This is a genomic window from Shewanella sp. 125m-7 (assembly GCF_052977045.1).
In genome coordinates, this window is record NZ_JBRILQ010000029.1 from 25,594 (window position 1) to 39,628 (window position 14,035).

Here is a 14,035-nt window from a genome sequence, read left to right on the forward strand (position 1 = left end):
ATTAATGAATTGATTAACAAATTAGCCAAGTGGCGTTATGTTGCCCCTATTTATGTAAAATGACAAGCTGGGCCGCAAAAATGGCGAGATAGCGCAAAAAACTAGCGGATTTCCAGCAAAAGACACAAATAATACCGATTGAGAATGCACAAGGATGCGTTAGATGAAATTGATTTCAGCTCTCACACTTAGCGCTATATTGCTATTTGGATGTAATAATATGACCTCAAAAAAACCTGTTGAAGCTCCTAAAGCTGACAAAGTACCCCACACAATGACGCTGCATGGCGTCACTCGCGTCGATGACTATTACTGGATGCGAGACGATGAGCGTAAAGATGCCAAGGTGATCGCGCATCTAAATGCTGAAAACAGCTATACCAAAGAGCAGTTCAAGCCCTTTGACGGACTTAAGCAGCGTTTGTTTGATGAGCTGGTGGGGCGACTCGATAAGGATGAGTCGAGTGTGCCGTACTTCTGGCATAACCATTGGTATTACCGCTATTACAAGCAAGGGTTTGAATACCCGGTTATTGCGCGTAAAACAGCGTTAGACAGCCAGCAAGAGCAAATCTTATTAGATGTGAATCTTCGCGCCGAGAGCAAAGACTTTTATGGCTTGGGCGGCGTATCGGTGAGCCCAGATGAAACCAAGCTGGTATTTGCTGAAGACCTATTAAGCCGTCGTATCTACAGCTTGTACTTTAAAGATCTCATCACTGGCGAATTGATGGCCGATAAGCTTGAGGGCACCGATGGCGCTGTGGTGTGGGCAAACGACAATCAGCACCTGTTCTATATTGCCAAAGACCCACAAACGCTACTTGGCTATCAGGTGTTCCGTCATAAACTCGGTACCAGTCAGGCTGATGATGTCTTAGTGTATGAAGAGCAGGATGATACTTTCTACATCAGCTTAGGTAAGTCTCTCGATGAGTCAGTGATTGTGTTACATGCCGAAAGTACCGTTACCAGTGAAGTGAGCATGTTAGATGCCAGTCAGCCACTCACACAATTTGCGCCAGTATTGCCGCGAGAAGAGGGTCATGAGTATTCGGTATCTAAGTTAGGCGACAGCTATTACATTCTGACGAACTGGCAGGCAAGCAACTTTCGCTTGATGAAGGTGGCGATTAGCCAGGCTGCAGATAAGAGTGCGTGGCAAGATGTGATAGCCCATGACTTAAACTCCCGCATAGAAGATGTATTGCTGCTTAGTGACTACATGGTGGTGCAAACACGCGAGCGAGGCATTAGCCATATTCGCGTGTATCCGTTTAATGACCAAGCCGAGTTTGAATTAGCCTTTAACGATCCCGCTTATGTTGTCGGCTTCGATGTTAATGCCAGTCAGCAGAGCGACAAGCTGCGAATATACTATTCAAGCCCGACCACGCCTGAATCTGTGTATGAGTATGCGTTAACTCAGCCAAATGAGCGCCAACTGCTTAAGCAAGAAAAAGTGCTGGGTGAGTTTGATGCCGATGACTATCAGGCTGAGCGGCTTTTTATCGAGGCTCGTGACGGTAAAGAGGTGCCAGTAACCTTAGTGTATCGCAAAGATAAGTTTAATAAAGATGGTACTAACCCACTGTATCAGTATGGCTACGGATCCTACGGTTATACGGTAGAGCCAGACTTTAGCTCATCAGCGCTAAGCTTGCTCGACCGTGGTGTGGTTTATGCTATCGCCCACGTACGAGGTTCAGAAATGCTTGGCAGAGCCTGGTATGACGACGGCAGAATGCTCAATAAGCAAAATAGCTTTAATGATTTTGTCGATGTGACTAAGGCACTGACCGAGCAAGGTTACGGCGCAAAAGATAAAGTGGTTGCTGCTGGTGGCAGTGCGGGTGGTCTGCTTATGGGTGGCGTGATCAATCAGGCACCGGAGCGTTACTTTGCCGTGGCGGCCCATGTGCCGTTTGTCGATGTGGTGACCACCATGCTTGATGAGTCGATTCCGCTCACCACCAATGAATATGATGAGTGGGGTAACCCGAATGAGAAAGTCTATTTTGACTATATGCTCAGCTATGCCCCTTACGACAATATTAGCGCGCAAGCCTACCCGCATCTGCTAGTGACAACAGGGTTACATGACTCACAAGTACAGTACTTTGAGCCTGCAAAGTGGGTAGCCAAGCTACGTGAGGTGAAGACAGACGCTAATATGTTGCTGTTCGATACCGATATGGAAGCAGGGCACGGTGGCAAGAGTGGCCGCTATCGCCAGTATGAGGATACGGCTAAAGAGTATGCCTTCTTTATCGGTTTGCTAGGATTAGATGGTAAGGCGACTCAACAAGGCGAAATGGCAGAGGATACTAGTCGTTAATGGCTGAAGCTATCCATATGCCAGACGGTACAGAGCCTAAAAAGGCCAAACCGCAGCTGTGGTATTTGTATATGGTGCGTTGCGCCAAGGGCCAGCTCTATACGGGCGTGACCACAGATGTGGCACGCCGCTTTAGCGAGCATCAGAGCGGCAGTGCTAAGTCGGCTAAGTTTCTTCGAGGAAAAGGGCCGCTGACTCTAGCTTACTTTGAAACTGTGGGCAGCCACTCCGATGCGCTTAAGCGAGAGATAGCGTTAAAGAAGTGGCCAAGAGCGAAGAAGCTGGCCTTGATTGACACAGTAGGTTAAGGATTTATGGCGTAACGACTTACAGAGTAACCACTCAGAAGTTACGCCATTCGCTGGCTAGGTTAGCTTTGTTTACTCGGTATAAAGGCCAGTAAAAAATCGGTCTTCACGAGGAATATAGTGGTCTTCATAATCCAGTGAAAATACCACGCTAGTCGCCTTACCTTTAAGTTCGCTTCTGGGTACAAAGCCATATACCCGTGAATCGGCGCTGTTACGGCGGTTATCGCCCATCACCATATAATGCCCTTCGGGTACCGTTACCGTTTCTAAGCTACTTAACTGGTCGCTGGCATCCTTTTCAATCCGGATGTTATGGGATAAGCCGTTGAGGTCTTCTTTGGCAATTAACTCTTGATGGTTTTCAGATACCACTGAATAAGCTAATGCTTCGTCATTAATATATAGCACTTCGTTGCGCAAACTTACCGCGTCACCGGGTAGGCCGATAACGCGTTTGATTAAGCGTTTATTGGCAGCGGTTGATTCAAACACAACGATGTCACCACGCTCTGGCTCGCCTATTGTGGCTAATGAGATTTGAGTAAAGGGCAAGCGTAAATCATAGGCCATTTTATCCACCACAATACGGTCACCTTCTTTGATGGTGGGCTGCATCGATCCTGTGGGCACTGAGTACCAGTCTGCGACAGCACTTCTAAAAACAGACATTAACACAATGAAAATCACTAACTGACGGTTATTTTTCCAAAGCTGTTTTAGTTTGTTCATCAATCAATTCCTTTGATTATGTCATTAGGTGGGCAGGGCACTGGGATCTGCTAAACAGTAAGGCTAAATCTGTCTAGCAGATCGCAGTGCCTGCGCCGGGAAGGTATTGCCTCTATCGAAGTGCTTAATACGTAGAGGTATCTTTATATGGATAGGTATTAGTGCATGCTGACAGCGCCGTTGATGTTATCAACGCTAAGATCGCCAGAGCCAGATTCGATAATGCTTAAACCTAGGGTATTGTCGACATCGATATCACCCGAACCGTCATCAATCACTACGCGGCCGTTAACGTTGTGCACGCTTAAGTCACCTGAACCATCATCGATATGGGTATCGCCGCCAATATCAGATAACGTTATAGAACCCGAGCCGTCTTCTAAGGTGAGCTTGCCAGTGGTGTTACTGATATCAACAGAGCCGGAACCATCTTGAATATCAAGGTCTTTACCGCCCTTTATCCACATATCGCCAGAGCCATCATCTACTTTGATATTTGCAGAGACATTCTTGATTTCGATATCACCCGAGCTATCATCAATGTCTAGCATCATGCTGCTAGGAACTTGAATCGTAAGGTCGATATAGGGGGAGCGCTGAAAGTTAATGCTGCTATCGAAGTTTGCAATCAGAGTGACCTTAGTGCCATTTTGTTCGAGACTGAGGTTGCTTTCTATATCGCCATAGCTGTAGATATCTGCGCTAACCATAATTTGTGTTAGGCCTTCGACCCCTTGGATGTTGAGATCGCCAGCGCCCGTTTCAGCGACCAAGGTATCAATCTGCGTGGCATCAATTTGAAGTTGTTTCTTTTGGTGGTTTAGTGGCCCTGCGCTAGCGCCGTTAACATTGATGATGCAACCAGAAAGAGAAATAGCAATAACGGTGGCAAGCAGAGTCGAGGTTGATTTCATGGGATTAACTTCCTTTTATTATTCAGATCTTAAGATCTAAGTTCAGCTTTTACTAAGCTGCTTGGTAATGTTGTCTAGCAGTGAATAAGCAGAAAACGTGCCAGTACAGTATCTAATTGTTTTGGTTATGTTATCTTTATGTTGTTGGGTTTTGGGTGGTGAATTTACTTATACACTGAGAGTAAAAAGCTAATTATTAGTGAATTTACTCAAACGCTTGGTTAACAATAGTGAAGAACCTAGAACCTAGAACCTAGAACCTAGAACCTAGAACCTAGAACTGTACCCGCTGCATTAAATATAGGGTCAATGGCAGCACTCTAATGAAGATCAGTTTGGTATTTAGGGAGCAAGTATCTGCAGCATGGATGCAGCGGTTAAGCCCTCATGGACGAGTTCACGGCGTCTTGTGGAGTCAATATCAAGATGAGCAGTTATTAATGCAAGTGGCACTCGAACCTAGGGCCTGCTAATACACGAGCCTAGAATCTAGAATATAAAATCATGTAGGGAAACAGAAATGGATTATTTATCAGTTAACCAGCAAGGTTGGGATAGGCGTGTACAGACCCACGTTACTTCAGCGTTTTATGATGTCGCAGGTTTTCTTGCGGGTAAGAGTTCACTGCAAGAGATAGAGCTGGCTAATTTAGAGGTGAAAGGTAAAAATCTACTGCATCTTCAATGTCACTTTGGCCTAGATACCTTGTCGTGGGCACGCATGGGCGCCAATGTTACCGGTGTCGATCTATCGCCCGCCGCGATTACTCAAGCGCAGTCACTCGCTGAGCAGACTAAGCTAAACGCGCAGTTTATTTGTAGTGATGTGTATAGCGTGGCTGAAAGCATAAGCCAACAGTTTGATCTGGTTTTTACATCATATGGTGCAATTGTATGGCTACCGGATCTCGATAAGTGGGCGCAAATAATAGCGAGCAAGTTGGTGGCTGGTGGCCAGTTTTATATGGTGGAGTTCCACCCAGCGCAGGCAGTGTTTGAGGGCTATAGCTATTTTCATCAAGATGCGCCCGATGTAGAAGATGAAGTGACCTATACCGAGAACGCTAATGACGATACCCATACCTTTATGAGTTGGTCGCACTCGTTGTCTGATGTGATCAACGCGCTGATCAAAGCAGGGCTAGAAATTAACTCGTTCGATGAATTCCCCTTTAGCCCCTATAACTGTTTCGAGGGCTTAACTGAAGAATTGGTCGAAGTGGAATTGCCTCAAGGTTCTGAGCAGCGACAACGTTATTTTGTCGAGCAAAAAGGTCAACGCCTGCCATTAACCTACGCGATATCTGCGACTAAAAAGCGCTAAAAACGGCGGTAAATACCTTATCGGTAAAGGTGTTAGGCACGCTTTTTGAAGTAAAAACAGCGCCAAGAGGCGCTGTTTTCATATGCTTGAATACTAGAGCGGCTGAATTACTGGCCTCTTAGCACTGGGTACTTAAGGTATTGATTATCAAAGTATGGGCTTCGCTCATAGAACCAGCGTAACCTTGCCTTGGGGTTTGCGGCAAACTCAGGGTCGTTAAGTGCCTTATCAAACTCAGCCTGCAGAGCGGGATCATCCTTTAGCATCTGCGCGGCGAGTGGTTCTACGGCATAGTTTTCAATATATTCGGTACGAGTAAATATCGGATTGAAAAATCCCCACTGGAACAGGGAGTCGGGTGATTGTGGCTCAAGTAGCAATATAGCGAGATCGCCTAAAGGCTGCTTTGTATCGATGCGAACGGTACCAGCAGGTAGCTGGGCGTCTATAGCCTGGCTAGAGACTACCGCCTTTATACGTTGGCGCCCCTCATAATCATTATTGGCAAAGCTTGGCTCGGCAAATTGATATTGTTGTAGCGTGAGTTCTGTTGGTTTGCTTAGTGTCGTCATGCGAATACCGTGAACACTTAAACGCTCGATAACCTCTTGCCACTGTGGTGGAATGTAATAGGCATCAGGGCGGTTAACCTTGATATCGGCTTTCGTGCCGCCAACGACAGGCAGGTTGGCATATAGTTTAGGCTCACCGTTCCAGCGCACGATATCGTTACCACTAATAGCGCTCTGCTCTAGCGTGTAGCCAATACCTTTAAAGTCCCAGCCCTGTGCTTGCTGCTCCTGTTGCCAAGTTAAGGTGACTCTAGGTGAGTAGCGATACCTGTCCTGCTGAATCGCCGATTTCAGCTTGGTGCTATCGTTGGCAATGGCTTTAAGGCTGGATTCGAGCAACACATAGGTGCCGAGTACCCGTTGTTTAAAGGGTTTTAAGCTGTGATTTTCTATTAAAATAGTCGGCAGATGACGCGCATCACCATAACCGTTAGAAAAGCGTGGGCTAGCGTTCCACAATGACATGCCTTTGGTGATGTCTGCATTATCTATCGCAAATACTAATGGTCCAGGCACATGTCCTTGCTCGGTCAATGATGACTCTATGGCGGGGCGGTAGCTATTTTCTAGCCAGTTGTAGATCGCTGGGCTTTGTCCTTGGGCTAAGTTGTAGCCAAAAGTCACATCGTATTGGTAGTCGATGCCGTCGGTAACGTGGACGTCGATATACAAGTCTGGCTGCCAAATATTGATCGCCCGTAGCATATGCTGCATCTCTGGGGTGTCGGCTTTGGCGTAATCTCGATTTAGATTTAAGTTTTGCGCTGTAGTGCGCCAGCCCATATTAACCGGACCTCTTTGATTCACCCGGTTGTATTCGCTTGAGCGTTCGTGACCATCGACACTGAAAATAGGCACAAAGAGTAAGTTGGCCTTATCGAGTAGCTCAGCTTTACCGTTAAACACGATATCGCGTAGCAACATCATGCCTGCATCTTTACCGTCAATTTCGCCAGAGTGGATCCCTGCCTGCACCAGTAAAGTAGGCTTGTTGTTGCTTGATAAGCTTGCTGCATCATCAGCACCCTCTTTTGAGGCGACAATCATCCAGATCTCACGCCCCTGCGGACTCTGTCCAATGCTGACTTTTTTCAGCATATCGCTTTGGCTAATGAGTTTGTCTAACCAGGCAAAGGTTTCGTCATAGCTAGGGCTGGTTTTAAGACCATTCTGTTCAAAGGGTGTCGCCCAATCGGCATCTGCCGCCACGAGTAAAGACTCGCTATCGCCATGCCAAGGCATGATGGGTGGCAATATCCCATCGTTGATATAGGTGGTGGCTAATTGAGGAGATGCAGCATGGTCGTGGCTGCTGGCTTGGTTAGCCGCAAGGCTGAAGTTACTCGTGCTGACAGCCAATAAGGCGATAGCTGATAAGGGAGTTAAGCGCATGGTAGGGTACCCAATCTTAAGATCTGTTTTTAATTATTATTAGGCGGTTATCTTTCCTCAAATGGATGACAAGTGCAACAGGGGAACTGTGTCTAAATATGCATGAGTGATAATGGTTGTAGCTGTTTAGCGCAATGAGGAGGCGTATAGATTAAATCTTGGCGGATGAAGCCCAGCTGCTGAGGCGTACAACAGCTAGGTTTAGTCTAGATTTACTGTAGCTTATATAATCTTCTTTCAAGGGCAAAGCTCACAATGCCTGAGGTAAAAAATAGTACCCCAAACAGTTGTAACCAAGCGTTAATCGGTCTTGAGATAGTTAACACCTTATCTAAAAAATACAGTCGCTTGCCGCCTTCAACATCGACACTAAAACTTTGGGTTTTATGGTCTGTAGTGAGTAAAAATAAGCTGTCGCTGCGCATCGTCATTTCAATGCTTTTATTTTCTATGATTGAACGACTATTAGCCGCACTAGAGTCAATACTGCGCCTCCAGGAGGAAAAGATATCTAATGGTTCGCTAGGTAATACCACTCCTAAAGATTGGTATTGATACTGCTTCTCTGAGAAAAGCTGTTTACTAAAACCTGCATAAAAAGTGCTAATGCCTAGAATTATCAAGGCAGATGCAATGTAGAGAAAACGTCGTAATGAGCGCAGGTTTAGATGCTCTTTCTGAGATAAAAAGGCTTCTAAATCTGGAATTTGATTGAGTTGTTGTCGGTGTTTGTCGCTATCAATCGTTTCGAGGAATTCGCTGATACTGATAGATAAGGCATTTAATAGGCTTCTAAATACCTCATTCGATGGTATGGACTTATCGTTTTCTAACTTAGAAAGGTAAGATTGTTCGATCCCAACCATTTCAGCAAGTTCAGGCTGGCTGAAACCACGTACCGTACGGCACTGCTTTATCTGTTGTCCTAATGTCATATATCAATCCTTTGTTATCCGTGCTGATAAAATCTACTGTTTAAACAGTGACTACTCTTGGGTATTCACGGATAAATATGAAGATGAATATTAAAGCATACCAAGGAATATTGACTAGTGGGAGAGGTGGGCTTGATAATGGTATCAAGCCCGAATTGATTCTTTGTAAATGAAGCTAAGGATTGTCATAAAGCAAAGTGTTTTTAGTTTATGACGACTTCAGTTTCGTCCTCAAAGATGGCTTCTATTGGCATTGCAAATAAGCGGGCGACTTTAAAGGCTAACGGTAAACTCGGGTCATATTTGCCCTTTTCTATGGCGTTAATGGTCTGACGTGAAACTTCGAGTTTTTCTGCTAAGTCCGCCTGAGTCCAGTCGCGCTCAGCTCTGAGCACTTTTAGACGGTTTTTCATCGGTAATTAATCCTTCCTTTAATTATGCCCACCATATAGGTCACTGCGATTAACGCAATCAGGTATGCGGCATTGAGTGGCGGCACAATAGCGCTATTTTCTAGTATTGAATAGCTGGAAAAGCTAATAATGGCGACGCCAACCGACAACGCTAACGCGTCGAGCTGAACCTTGCGCTCCATCTCATCGAGCTGCACTAGAAAATGTCGATAAGATACCAACATGGCAATACCGATAAGTGTGTGTATGGAAAATGCTAAGGTGATTAACAAGCCGCTGTTGAGTAATTCATGCTCACTTAACAAGGTGCTTATCATTAATGTGAGTGCCCAAAATAGCGCAAGTAGATTCACTCTATTGGCATTTTTAAGGTCGCGTTTTGGCAAACCTTTGGCGCATATCGCTTCGATGATTCTCATAATTACAGTTCCTTGTGTATTGGGTTGGTATTAACGTTATTGATGTAAAGTCTGCTTGACTTGAAAACTAGCGCTTTGATTACGAGAAGTCAAGCTGGCTTTACTTTAAGTTTGCTTGGCTTTACATGGTTTAGTCCGGAACGAACTCGGTATAATTGATGTTTTAGTTAACTTATAAGTAGTTATGTTGCAGGGGATTGGGCAAAAAAAATCCCAGCATCGGCTGGGATTTTATGGGCTAAACATTTAACGTGAGCGTAAATGGCTCATTCTTACCATCACTTTATCGCTCATTTTTCACTTACATCTAGCACAGAGTACTTGCCATTACGCTTTAAGCGTTAGGGCCGGCATTCTTGATTGAGTCTGGTACCTGATACTTCTCGAAGTTAGCCTTAAAGCTTTCAGCAAGATGTTGCGCGAACTCAGCATATTTAGCTTTGTCTTCCCATGTATTGACCGGGTTGAGTAGCTTGCTGTCTACGCCAGGAATAGCTACGGGTACATGTAGGTTTAGTTTCTCTAAGTACTCAGTTTCAACGTCTTTTAGCTCACCAGACACGATGGCATCGACAATGGCGCGAGTGGTTGGAATGTCAAAACGCTTACCGATACCGTGTGGGCCGCCAGTCCAGCCTGTGTTAACCAGATAAACTTGACTACCGAAAGACTCGATACGCTTCATCAGTAGCTCAGCGTAAACACCTGCTGGGCGCGGGAAGAATGGCGCACCAAAACAGGTTGAGAAAGTTGACTGAATAGCGGCAGTTGAGCCCATCTCAGTAGAACCTACTTTAGCGGTATAACCCGACAAGAAGTGATAAGCCGCTTGCTCCTTGGTTAGCTTAGATACTGGCGGTAGAACGCCTGATACATCACACGTTAAGAACACAACGGCATGTGGCTCTGCGCCGCAGTTATCCAGCTTGCGCTGTGCGATATGCTCCAGTGGATATGCTGCACGGGTATTTTCAGTCAATGTTGAGTTAGTGTAATCAGGTACACGATTCTCATCGGTGACTACGTTCTCAAGCACGGTACCGAAACGAATCGCATCCCAAATAACAGGCTCATTTTTCTGGCTTAGATCGATACACTTTGCGTAGCAACCGCCTTCGATGTTGAATACGCCACCGGGTGCCCAGCCGTGTTCATCATCACCGATTAAGAAGCGCTTAGGATCGGCTGAAAGGGTCGTTTTACCTGTACCCGATAGACCGAAAAACAGTGTGGTATCGCCATCGTTGCCAACGTTTGCAGAGCAATGCATCGGCAGTACGCCTTTAGCGGGCAGTAGGAAGTTCTGTACAGAGAACATCGATTTTTTCATTTCGCCTGCATACTTAAGGCCTGCTAGCAGGACCTTGCGTTCGGCAAAATTTAAAATAACGGTGGCATCAGAATGGGTACCATCGCGCTCAGGAACACACTCGAAATCAGGTGCATTCATGATCTGCCATACCGGCTTGTCAGCGGCATTAAACTCTTCAGGTACGATAAATAAGTTACGAGCAAACAGTTGGTGCCATGCATACTGAGTGGTGACTCTGACAGGTTGATAGTGCTCTTTGCTTGCGCCGACTTCTAGGTTCGAAACAAAGGTGTCTTTATCACCAAGATAATCTGCAACTCGGTTCCAAAGCGCAGTAAAAGCATCGGCTTCGAAAGGCTTGTTGACTGGGCCCCATTCGATATCTGCTTCAGAGCTTGGCTCTTTAACGATAAAGCGGTCATTAGGAGAACGGCCTGAGCGTTCGCCAGTCTTTGCAACTAAAGCACCATTTGCGGTCAATTCGCCTTCCCCACGTGCTAACGCAAGTTCGACTAATTGGCCTGTTGAAAGGTTAAGGTACTCGCGGTTTGAACCATCCGCCATAGGTAAGGTCTCCATCTGTGAGGTTATCATTGTGTGCTGATCTATTACGCCAGCTTTATTTATGGGCGATTGTAACTTATGCAGATATGAATGTGTGCTCTAGATCAAAAAAAATGACAAAAAGTGATTTTGGAGTGTTTTTTGTTGACATTTCTATAGGCTAGTTAAAATGAAATTGACGGAATTAGACTTAATTTTGAATATAAAAAAGGTGCTCCTAGAGCACCTTTAATTGGTTGTTTAAACGCGTAAGCTCAACGGTATTTATTGAGTGATATTGTTACTTGGTGCATCAGCATAGATGGCTTCAACATCAATAGAGTCGAAGATGTACTTGCTATTACAGTATTCACAGCCCATTTCAATTTGGCCCTGTTCGGCAATAATTGAATCAATCTCTGCTTTTGCTACGGTGCGAATGGCTTTTGCACTGCGCTCTTTTGAGCAGGTACATTTAAACGTTACTGCCACAGGCTCAAATAAATGCACTTCTTCTTCGTGATATAGACGGTGCAATATCTCTTCCGCTTCAAGCGTAAACATCTCTTCTTGTTTAACGGTCTCAGTTAATACTGATAGGTGCTCAAACTCTTCATTGTGGTTGCCGTCAGTTGGCAATACTTGCAAGAATATACCAGCAGCTTGTTTTGTGTCAGCAAACAGTTTGATCTTAGTCGGTAGCTGCTCAGATTGCTCGAAGTAACCTTCTAAACATTGCGCTAGGGTTTCTTTGTCTAGCGCAACAACGCCTTGGTAACGCTCGCCGTCACTCGGGGTTAGCGTGATAACCATGTAACCTTTACCAAACATCTGCTCAAGGTTCGCGTCGTCGTGTATCTCGCCGTCCCAGCGTGATACGCCGCGAAGCTGTTGTAGATTGTTGCCGTTAATTACGGCTAATGATACCGGCCCATTGCCTTGCAGCTGAATGCTGATATCTCCGCTAAATTTCAGCGTAGCAGTCAATAACGAAGTCGAAGCCATTAGTTCGCCCAAAACTTTTTGGATCGCTAATGGGTATTCGTGTGCAGCAAGTACCTCTTGGTAACTGCTTTCTAGTTGTACCAATTCACCACGTACACTCGCGTTATCAAAAAGGTAACGATATAAAGTGTCTTTGTTCATCTGTTCGTTCATTTGTTCGTTCATTTCGTTTTCCAATTTTTAGCTTTCTTTAAAGCGCATAATCTGGCGACGTTGTTTCTTATCCGGCTTCTGATCGGGAGCGGGGTTATTAAGAATATTTAAACGTCTCTGCTCAGCATAAGTTTCTCGTTTTGCTATGCTTTGCGGTGTTTCTTCATAAAGGGTTTGTGCTACTGCCCCTTGCTGACGGTGTTCTGACAACTTGACTATGACAATCTCTTTGTCGTCATAGCCTTGTCGTAATCTAATGGTGGCGCCAAGTTCCGCATATTTGCTCGATTTTGTACGTTGGCCGTTATAGTGCACTTTACCACCATTAATCATCTCTTTTGAGATGGCACGCGTTTTATAAAAGCGTGCAGCCCAGAGCCATTTATCAAGCCTTACTTTAATTGCTTGTTGCTCGTTGTCGTTCATGAGCGACTCCAGTAGTAGGTTAACCCGTTATGTTAAAGTAGGGGGAAGCTCACAAGCTCAGCAGGAATATACAAATCTTTACTTTCCGGCTGGTAAAATAGTGGCAGGCTTCACACCCTTTTAAGGCGCGTAAAGTTAGCATATTCGGTCAATTATCGCCAACATTGCTGCAGTTATGGTCTTGTTGCTAAAAGCAGTGTAGGTTAGCATGAGTCAGGATTTGCTAAATTATCATAATCAGAACAGAGGCCTGTGCAGAGGGTCCACTTAAATATGGATTTATTAGATAAGTTTTTAACTAAAGCGGCTGGAGTACCACAAAAACCAGTCAGCACGGCGGCGTTCAGCATAGGGCTATTGATTGCTCTATATTTGTTGGCACAAATTACTTGGAAATTGGTGCCTGATAACCCCGCTACTACGCGCTGGGTACCTACTCCTGTGGCAAGTAATGCTAGTGGCCAGGTTAACATTCTAGGCTTACAAAAACTCTCCCTTTTTGGTCAACCCGATGCAGCAGGTGCTCAACCTAAAGCCGCTCCGGTTGAAGAAATTATTACTGATGCGCCTAAAACGTCGCTATCTATTCAATTGACTGGTGTTGTGGCCTCGACCACCGAAAAGAAAGGCTTAGCGGTTATAGCCTCGAGTGGTAGTCAAGATACCTACGGCTTAGGTGACAAAATTAAAGGCACCTCAGCCTCACTAAAAGAGGTGTATGCCGATCGCATTATCATTACTAACAGTGGTCGCTATGAGACCTTGATGTTAGATGGTCTAGAATATAATACCAATGGCGCGGCTAATCAGCAGCTACAAAAAGCCAAGAGTGCCTCTAAAGGTACAATTATCGACAATCGTAAAAACCGTGCTGTTGCTGCGGAGTTAAGTGAATCCCGACAAGCCATTTTGGCCGATCCCGGCAAGATAACGGATTATTTGTCGATTTCCCCTGTTAAAAGCGGTGGAGAGCTTAGTGGTTATCGTCTCAACCCAGGTAAAGACAGAGAATTGTTTAAGCAAGCGGGTTTCAAAGCCAATGACTTGGCCAAATCAATTAATGGTTACGATCTGACTGATATGGGGCAGGCGCTAGAAGTGATGGCGCAGTTGCCTGAGATGACCGAGGTCGCCTTAATGGTTGAACGAGATGGTCAGTTAGTCGAAATAATGTTTAGTCTGCCAGAGTGATCTAAGCGGAAAAACAATAAAATTTTGCAGTAAGACTATTTTAGTTTGCAGCAACGAA

14 protein-coding genes are annotated in these 14,035 nt (G+C 45.2%); 5 read left to right on the plus strand and 9 right to left on the minus strand.

Going from position 1 to position 14,035, the window contains the following annotated elements; genetic code table 11:
• The first annotated feature begins 163 nt into the window (after window positions 1-163).
• Entirely contained in the window at window positions 164-2,338 is a 2,175-nt protein-coding gene (locus ACVBIL_RS13735; RefSeq protein WP_447167534.1) for a S9 family peptidase, read from the plus strand.
• Window positions 2,338-2,646 (plus strand): GIY-YIG nuclease family protein, encoded by a 309-nt coding sequence (locus ACVBIL_RS13740; RefSeq protein WP_447167535.1) that lies wholly within the window; start codon window positions 2,338-2,340, stop codon window positions 2,644-2,646. Before ACVBIL_RS13735 ends, ACVBIL_RS13740 begins: the two co-directional genes overlap by 1 nt.
• Before the next feature lie 72 nt (window positions 2,647-2,718).
• Here the strand turns inward: ACVBIL_RS13740 and lepB are convergent, their stop codons facing one another.
• Both lepB and ACVBIL_RS13750 read right to left on the minus strand, forming a co-directional pair.
• Window positions 2,719-3,378: a signal peptidase I gene (gene lepB, locus ACVBIL_RS13745; RefSeq protein ID WP_447167536.1), complete on the minus strand. Its 660-nt coding sequence runs from the start codon at window positions 3,376-3,378 to the stop codon at window positions 2,719-2,721.
• Window positions 3,379-3,536: 158 nt separating this feature from the next.
• Entirely contained in the window at window positions 3,537-4,292 is a 756-nt protein-coding gene (locus tag ACVBIL_RS13750; RefSeq protein ID WP_447167537.1) for a hypothetical protein, read from the minus strand.
• 323 nt (window positions 4,293-4,615) lie between these two features.
• On the opposite strand from ACVBIL_RS13750, the gene ACVBIL_RS13755 reads away from it, so the two are divergent.
• Window positions 4,616-4,765 (plus strand): hypothetical protein, encoded by a 150-nt coding sequence (locus ACVBIL_RS13755; RefSeq protein ID WP_447167538.1) that lies wholly within the window; start codon window positions 4,616-4,618, stop codon window positions 4,763-4,765.
• A gap of 47 nt (window positions 4,766-4,812) precedes the next feature.
• A complete protein-coding gene (locus tag ACVBIL_RS13760) occupies window positions 4,813-5,616 on the plus strand; it encodes a class I SAM-dependent methyltransferase (RefSeq protein ID WP_447167539.1) in 804 nt (267 codons plus the stop codon).
• A gap of 107 nt (window positions 5,617-5,723) precedes the next feature.
• On the opposite strand, the gene ACVBIL_RS13765 is transcribed toward ACVBIL_RS13760, so the two are convergent.
• From ACVBIL_RS13765 to hslR, 7 genes are all read right to left on the minus strand, one after another.
• Window positions 5,724-7,580: a M14 family metallopeptidase gene (locus ACVBIL_RS13765; protein ID WP_447167540.1), complete on the minus strand. Its 1,857-nt coding sequence runs from the start codon at window positions 7,578-7,580 to the stop codon at window positions 5,724-5,726.
• Between the two features lie 212 nt (window positions 7,581-7,792).
• Entirely contained in the window at window positions 7,793-8,515 is a 723-nt protein-coding gene (locus tag ACVBIL_RS13770; RefSeq protein WP_447167541.1) for a helix-turn-helix domain-containing protein, read from the minus strand.
• A 203-nt stretch (window positions 8,516-8,718) separates the two neighbouring features.
• The gene (locus ACVBIL_RS13775; RefSeq protein WP_447167542.1) at window positions 8,719-8,928 is read right to left on the minus strand and encodes a helix-turn-helix transcriptional regulator; all 210 of its coding nucleotides are present in this window, start codon (window positions 8,926-8,928) and stop codon (window positions 8,719-8,721) included.
• On the minus strand, window positions 8,925-9,347 hold the full coding sequence (locus ACVBIL_RS13780) for a hypothetical protein (RefSeq protein WP_447167543.1): 423 nt from the start codon (window positions 9,345-9,347) through the stop codon (window positions 8,925-8,927). The genes ACVBIL_RS13775 and ACVBIL_RS13780 overlap by 4 nt, the downstream gene beginning before the upstream one ends.
• Window positions 9,348-9,681: 334 nt before the next feature.
• The gene (locus tag ACVBIL_RS13785; protein WP_447167569.1) at window positions 9,682-11,223 is read right to left on the minus strand and encodes a phosphoenolpyruvate carboxykinase; all 1,542 of its coding nucleotides are present in this window, start codon (window positions 11,221-11,223) and stop codon (window positions 9,682-9,684) included.
• A gap of 264 nt (window positions 11,224-11,487) precedes the next feature.
• Entirely contained in the window at window positions 11,488-12,348 is an 861-nt protein-coding gene (hslO, locus tag ACVBIL_RS13790) for an Hsp33 family molecular chaperone HslO (RefSeq protein WP_447167570.1), read from the minus strand.
• A gap of 39 nt (window positions 12,349-12,387) precedes the next feature.
• Complete coding sequence (gene hslR, locus ACVBIL_RS13795; protein ID WP_447167544.1) at window positions 12,388-12,786, minus strand: ribosome-associated heat shock protein Hsp15; 399 nt, start codon at window positions 12,784-12,786, stop codon at window positions 12,388-12,390.
• Between the two features lie 273 nt (window positions 12,787-13,059).
• On the opposite strand from hslR, the gene gspC reads away from it, so the two are divergent.
• Window positions 13,060-13,977 (plus strand): type II secretion system protein GspC, encoded by a 918-nt coding sequence (gene gspC, locus ACVBIL_RS13800; RefSeq protein WP_447167545.1) that lies wholly within the window; start codon window positions 13,060-13,062, stop codon window positions 13,975-13,977.
• Window positions 13,978-14,035 lie beyond the last annotated feature (58 nt).

Bases quoted from the DNA above. Each gene is read 5' to 3' on its own strand.
- ACVBIL_RS13755 (WP_447167538.1), top strand. From the start codon at position 4,616: ATGAAGATCAGTTTGGTATTTAGGGAGCAAGTATCTGCAGCATGGATG.
- ACVBIL_RS13740 (WP_447167535.1), top strand. From the start codon at position 2,338: ATGGCTGAAGCTATCCATATGCCAGACGGTACAGAGCCTAAAAAGGCC.
- ACVBIL_RS13765 (WP_447167540.1), bottom strand. From the start codon at position 7,580: ATGCGCTTAACTCCCTTATCAGCTATCGCCTTATTGGCTGTCAGCACG.
- gspC (WP_447167545.1), top strand. From the start codon at position 13,060: ATGGATTTATTAGATAAGTTTTTAACTAAAGCGGCTGGAGTACCACAA.
- ACVBIL_RS13785 (WP_447167569.1), bottom strand. From the start codon at position 11,223: ATGGCGGATGGTTCAAACCGCGAGTACCTTAACCTTTCAACAGGCCAA.
- hslR (WP_447167544.1), bottom strand. From the start codon at position 12,786: ATGAACGACAACGAGCAACAAGCAATTAAAGTAAGGCTTGATAAATGG.
- ACVBIL_RS13735 (WP_447167534.1), top strand. From the start codon at position 164: ATGAAATTGATTTCAGCTCTCACACTTAGCGCTATATTGCTATTTGGA.
- ACVBIL_RS13780 (WP_447167543.1), bottom strand. From the start codon at position 9,347: ATGAGAATCATCGAAGCGATATGCGCCAAAGGTTTGCCAAAACGCGAC.
- ACVBIL_RS13775 (WP_447167542.1), bottom strand. From the start codon at position 8,928: ATGAAAAACCGTCTAAAAGTGCTCAGAGCTGAGCGCGACTGGACTCAG.
- ACVBIL_RS13750 (WP_447167537.1), bottom strand. From the start codon at position 4,292: ATGAAATCAACCTCGACTCTGCTTGCCACCGTTATTGCTATTTCTCTT.
- lepB (WP_447167536.1), bottom strand. From the start codon at position 3,378: ATGAACAAACTAAAACAGCTTTGGAAAAATAACCGTCAGTTAGTGATT.
- ACVBIL_RS13770 (WP_447167541.1), bottom strand. From the start codon at position 8,515: ATGACATTAGGACAACAGATAAAGCAGTGCCGTACGGTACGTGGTTTC.
- ACVBIL_RS13760 (WP_447167539.1), top strand. From the start codon at position 4,813: ATGGATTATTTATCAGTTAACCAGCAAGGTTGGGATAGGCGTGTACAG.
- hslO (WP_447167570.1), bottom strand. From the start codon at position 12,348: ATGAACAAAGACACTTTATATCGTTACCTTTTTGATAACGCGAGTGTA.